Here is a 2,568-nt window from a genome sequence, read left to right as displayed (position 1 = left end):
CTTTCGGCACTAGATCCTAAGTCTAGCGTGTCTACCAATTCCACCACGCCTGCATAAACCATTAAATTATCTAAAGCATTAACCTTTAGATCGAGCGTGTCTGCCTCCTGACTCCGATGGAATCGCGTCAGGACCACCACGCCTGCATTTCCTCAAAGCTTGAGGGATGCAAATATAAGGCAATTTTTCAATTCAAAAATAGCATGGCTTCAAAAATAATAATCCTCCTTTTTTGTACTTTTATTGCATACAGAACTACTTCACAATGGATGACATAAAAGCCTATATCGCGGAACATCGCGAGCGATTTATTAACGAACTTATTGAATTATTAAAAATACCTTCAATCAGTGCAGATTCTGCATTCTCCCAGGACATTTACAATGCCGCAGAAGCCGTTTCTAAAGCTCTTTCCGAGGCCGGCTGCGATACAGTGGAGATTTGTGAAACACAGGGCTACCCCATCGTTTACGGAGAAAAGATCCTGGACCCCGGGCTGCCTACGGTATTGGTGTACGGGCATTATGACGTGCAACCCCCAGATCCGTTAGACCTGTGGGAATCCCCTCCATTTGAACCCACCATCCGCACCAATGCACTCCATCCAGACGGGGCAATTTTCGCCCGTGGTGCTTCGGATGACAAGGGGCAGGTATATATGCATGTGAAGGCACTGGAATTTATGGTGAGTAAGAACCTTCTCCCGTGTAATGTAAAATTTATGATCGAGGGGGAAGAAGAGGTGGGAAGTGAAAGTTTGTCGGACTTCGTCAAAGAAAACCACGAAAAGCTGGCCAATGATATCATCCTGATCTCAGATACCGGGATGATTGCCAACGATATTCCTTCTATAACAACAGGGCTCAGGGGGTTGAGTTATGTGGAAGTTGAAGTTACCGGCCCCAACCGGGACCTGCATAGCGGGCTCTATGGGGGGGCAGTAGCCAATCCCATCAATATCCTGGCCAAGATGATTGCCTCCCTGCACGATGAAAACAACCATATAACCATACCCGGTTTTTATGACAAGGTAGTAGTGCTATCAGAAGAAGAACGGGCGGCCATGGCCAAAGCCCCTTTCGATCTTGAAGGCTATAAAAATGCCCTGGATATCGAAGCCGTTTACGGGGAAGCTACTTACAGCACGAACGAACGAAATTCCATTCGGCCTACCCTTGATGTAAATGGTATCTGGGGGGGATATACAGGCGAAGGGGCAAAAACCGTTATCCCAAGCAAGGCATATGCCAAGATCTCCATGCGACTCGTCCCCGATCAGGACTGGCATGAGATCACTGATTTGTTTACCCGCCATTTTGAAAATATCGCCCCGGCAGGGGTCAGGGTAAAGGTAACCCCACATCACGGAGGGGAAAGCTATGTTACGCCCATTGATAGTATTGGTTATCAGGCAGCGAGCAAGGCCTATGAAACCACCTTCGGGAAGGTCCCTGTACCAAAAAGGAATGGGGGCAGTATCCCCATCGTTGCCCTTTTCGAAAAGGAATTGGGGAGCAAATCCATTCTAATGGGATTTGGACTGGACAGCAACGCTATACATTCTCCAAATGAACACTTCGGGGTATGGAACTTTCTTAAAGGAATCGAAACCATTCCCTATTTCTATAAATACTACAAGGACCTCAGTGAAAAGGGTTAGGCGGCAAACTTTATCAAAGAATATGTAACAAATTGAGAGTGCCGGCGTTCTAATAGTCACAATCAAAAACGAACACTATTATGATACGCAACTTTTTTGTGCTCTGTTCCGGAGCAGATACCTCTATTCTCAATACTTGTTCCAACGGGGAACAAAACAAATACGCCGGCATTGGCGCTACTGTTTTCTTTACTGCCGTGATGGCCTTTATTGCAAGCGCCTACGCCCTGTATACCGTTTTTGACAATGTGTATACCGCGGTTTTCTTTGGATTACTTTGGGGCCTGCTCATCTTCAACCTGGACCGGTTTATTGTCTCTACGATGAAAAAGAGGGGCAGTTTCTGGAGTGAATTCCTTCAGGCTACCCCGAGGATTATTCTCGCCGTAATTATTGCCGTTGTGATTTCCAAACCCCTTGAAATGAAAATCTTCGAAAAGGAAATTAACCAGGTATTGCTGGAGGAAAAAAATGCCATGACTCTCGCCAACAAGGAACAAATTGCTTTACAGTATACTCCGGTAATCGAAGGTCTCAATCAGGATATTGCCGATCTCAAAGAAGAAATTGCATCCAAGGAAGCGGAGACAAATGCCCTCTATGACACCTACATCGCAGAGGCGGAGGGACGAGAAGGAACTCTATTGGTAGGCAAAGGCCCCGTCTACAAGGAGAAACGGGAAAAACATGACGCCTATTTGCTCGAGCTACGAGATCTCAAAGAAAAGAACGGTGAAAAAATTGAAGCCATAGAGGCGCAGATTGCTGCCCTCCAACAAGAATACGGGCGGGACGTAGAAAATTCACAACCCATCATTGATGGTTTCGATGGATTAATGGCGCGTATAAATGCCCTGGGCAAGCTGCCCTGGTTTCCCTCCTTTTTTATATTTCTCCTTTTTCTTGCT

General features: G+C 46.2%; 2 protein-coding genes. Both read left to right on the top strand.

Annotated features, from left to right (window positions below):
* The first annotated feature begins 265 nt into the window (after positions 1–265).
* Positions 266–1,660, top strand: coding sequence for a dipeptidase (locus AC4E7D_RS13740; RefSeq protein ID WP_490174350.1), 1,395 nt, complete (start codon positions 266–268; stop codon positions 1,658–1,660).
* Between the two features lie 80 nt (positions 1,661–1,740).
* Positions 1,741–2,568: DUF4407 domain-containing protein (locus AC4E7D_RS13735; protein ID WP_490174349.1), on the top strand; the 828-nt coding region annotated here is incomplete at its 3' end.

It is taken from the genome of Lentiprolixibacter sp. (assembly GCF_982873095.1).
This window is presented reverse-complemented; position numbering and strand designations above follow the sequence as displayed.

Bases quoted from the DNA above. Each gene is read 5' to 3' on its own strand.
- AC4E7D_RS13740 (WP_490174350.1), top strand. From the start codon at position 266: ATGGATGACATAAAAGCCTATATCGCGGAACATCGCGAGCGATTTATT.